1 protein-coding gene is annotated in these 3,332 nt (G+C 74.6%); it reads right to left on the reverse strand.

Annotated features, from left to right (window positions below; translation table 11 throughout):
- The coding region (locus LQ326_RS46915; protein ID WP_234545331.1) for an RICIN domain-containing protein at window positions 1–3,332 on the reverse strand (3,332 nt) is incomplete at both ends.

Raw genomic sequence — 3,332 nt, forward strand, 5'->3', positions numbered from 1 at the left:
GCCGCCTGTTCGGCCGTGGTGGCCTCGGCGTCGGCGCGGTCGGCCGCGGCGCGGGCGTCCTTCGCGGACTGCTCGGCCTCGGCGGCCGCCGTGCGGGCCGCGTCCGCGTCCAGGGCCGCCTGGCCGGCGGAGTTGCGGGCGTCCTTGGCGTAGCCCTCGGCGTCCCCGGCCGCCTGGTCGGCGGCCGCCGCGTCCGCGGTGGCCTGCTGGTCGTACTCGATGGTGCGCGCCAGTGACTTCTGCGCGTCCGCCGCGTACTGCGCCGCCTCGGAGGCGTAACCCAGCGCTTCCTTCGACGACTTACGGGCGTCGGCGGCGTGACCGGCCGCCTCGGCGGCGATCGTGTACGCGGCCTTCGCGTCGCCACTCGCCGCGTCGGCGAGGCTCTGCGCCTGCGCGGCGTTCTTCTGCGCGTTGGCGGCGTGCGCCTCGGCGACGGCCTGCTGCTGCTCGGCGATCGTCTTCGACGACTGGCCCGACAGGACGGCCAGACCCGCCGCGGAGTCGGTGTCCACATACGGCGAACCGAGCTGGATCGCGTCGTTGGCCGGCGCGGCGACCTGCTGCGCGGCGGCCCCGGCGGCCCCGGCCGCCTGGGCGGTCGTGTACGCGTGACCGACCGCGTCGGCCACGCCCGCGACCGCCTTGGCGGCCTCGGCCTTGGCCGCGTCCGCCTGCTTCCTGGAGTCGGCGGCGTGCTGCTCCGCCTCGTCGGCCAGCTTGACCGCGCTGCGGGCCGCGGCGGCCGAGGCCTGGGAGGCCGTGATGGCGTCCGCCGCCGCGCTGGTCGCTGTGCGCACCGCCGCGTCCGCCTTCAGCTTGGCCGCCTGGGCGTCGTCCGCGTCGGAGCGGGCCCGCTTCGCCGCCGCCTCGGCACGCGTCGCCGCGGCGTCGGCGTCCGCCGCGGCCTGGCTCGCCGCGTCGGCCTCGGTACGGGCCGAACCCGCCGCCGTCTCCGCGTCGTCGGCCGCGTGGTCCGCCTCGTCGGCCGCCGCCCGGGAGTCCTTCGCGTCGGCGTCCGAGTCGTGCGCGTCGGCGTAGGCGTCCTTGGCGTCGGCCTTGGCGCGGGCCGCGTTCGCCTTGCTCTGCGCGTCCCACGCGTCGTCCGACCTGCCCTTGGCGAGGTCCCGCGCGGTCTCCGCGTCCTGGCGCTTGGTGCGGGCGGTGGCCTCGGCGGTCTCCGCCCGGTCCTTGGCCTCGGCGGCGGTCTTCGCGTACCCCTCGGCGTTCGTCTTGTGCTGGGCAGCTTCGGCCTGCTTCTGCGCGGCGGTCTCCTGCTCCGCCCTGGCCGTCGCCTTCTCCGCCTCGGCCGCGAGCCGCTTGGCGTGCGCGGTGGCGGCGGCCGCCTTCGCGTCGGCCTCCGCCTGCTGGGTCTCGCCGAGCTTCGCCTTCGCGGTGTCGCGCGCGGCCTTGGCGGTCTGCGCCTGTACGGCGGCGGCATCGGCGGCGGCCTTCGCCTGCGCGTTGGCCTCCTGCGCGGCGGCCGTACGGAACGCGGCCTTGGACTGCGCCGCCTGGGTCACCGCGCGGGCGGCGATGGCCGCGCTGTCACCGGCGGACGCCTTGGTCGCCGCGTAGGCGGTGTCGCCGGCCTTGGACAGCGCGTCGAGCGCGGCGGCCGACGCCTTGGTGACCTGGGCCTTCTGCTGTCCGACGAGCAGGCCCCGGCCGCGCGGGGCGCCCGCCTGGTCGGCGATGGCGTAGGCGGCCTGGGTGGCGGTGTCCGTGTCGGTGGCGGCCTTCTTCGCCGCGGTCACCTGGGCCTTGAGCAGGTCGAGCTGGGTCTTCGCGGCGGCCTGGGCGTCGGTGACGCCCTTCTTCGCCTTGTCGAACTGGGCCTTGGCCGGATAGCCCAGGTCGTCGGTGCCGTTGTGGCCGGAGGGGGCGAAGTCGAACTTCTGCGGGTCGGTGCCCTTGCAGTCCCACATCCGGGCGTCCCGGCTGTTGTCGTAGGTCGCGAGGTCCAGGCAGTTGCCGGTGGCCGGGTTGTACAGGCGGCTGGTCGCGTGGGTGTCGTACTCCCACTTCTGGGCCGCGCTCTTGGTGTTGCAGGTCGAGATCTGCACCACGGTCCCGTTCGCGATGGCGCCGCCCTTCACCTCCAGGCACTTGCCGGAGTTGACGTTGACCAGCGCGTCGCCGCTGATCTGCCACTTCTGCCCGGCCGAGCCGTTGCAGGTGTAGATCTGCGCCGGCGTGCCGTTGTCCTTCTTGCCGCCGCCCACTTCCAGGCACTTGTCGGTGGCGCCGTGCGCGTGCACGATCACCGGGCTGTCGCCGATCCAGCCGGGGCCGCCGGCCGACCAGTAGTCCTGCCAGCGGGCCAGGTGGTCGGCGATCCAGGACTGGCCCAGCAGTTCGCCCAGCGCCTTGGAGCCGGCGGCGAGGGCCTTGGTGGCGTCGCGGTTCGCGTTGAGGATCTGGTCGCGCCGGCCGGCCTGGGCGGCGATCTCCCGCTGCCACTCCGCGGACGCGTCCGCGACCTCCTTGCCGAGGACCCGGTCCGGGTCGACCGGGGAACGCCAGGCGCAGGAGGCGAACCGGGACTTCAGGTCCTCCACGGCGATCCGGTACTCGACACTGCCCGGCTCGGGCGCGATGCGCGGGAAACCACCGGAGGACAGGAAGACCCGGGCGTCGTCCGCGCCCGTCGGCCGCGTGGACCAGTTCACCAGGGCGTCCCACGCCTGGTGTTCGGCATACGCCTGCTGCCACTGCGGGGTGGGCAGCGAGGTGTCCGGGGAGCTGCCGTAGAGCGGGGTGCCGAGGTCCTTCACCGCCTTCAGCGTGACGTCGTCCGCCTTCGGGGTGGGGTCGCCGTAGAAGGGGTCCTCGGCCAGCCACATCCGGCTGCCGGCCCACTGGGCCAGGCCGGTCTGCTCGAAGAAGTCCTGGGTGTCGTCCCCTGGCAGGCCCGGCGGATCCTCGAAGTCGGCGACCGTCTTGAAGCCGCCCGGGGTAGGGAGACCGGAAACGGGCTTCTTCCACTCGCTGATGCGGTCGTGGAGCGCCGCCACCTCCTTGCTCGCGCCGGCCTTGTCCTGGTCGTACGCCGTCGACAGCGCAGTGGTGTTCCAGTACTCCCGGTTCGCCGCGGTGTGCAGCTTGTCCGGGGTCTGGTCGAGCGCGTCCTGCGCGGTGCTGAACATGCCGGGGCCGCCCAGACGCAACACGCCGGCCATCAGGCACTGGTCCTGGCGGAGCTGCTCGGCGGCGGCCGCGTCGAAGCCGTCGTAACTGTCGGCCACCGGACTGAAGTCGGCGGCCCGGTCGTGGGGCAGGTCCGGCCGGCCGGCGACGGTGGCGAGCACGGCGAGCGCCAGCACGGAGGG

Origin of the sequence: Streptomyces shenzhenensis (assembly GCF_021462265.1) — a bacterium.
In the GTDB taxonomy this organism is placed as follows: domain Bacteria; phylum Actinomycetota; class Actinomycetes; order Streptomycetales; family Streptomycetaceae; genus Streptomyces; species Streptomyces shenzhenensis.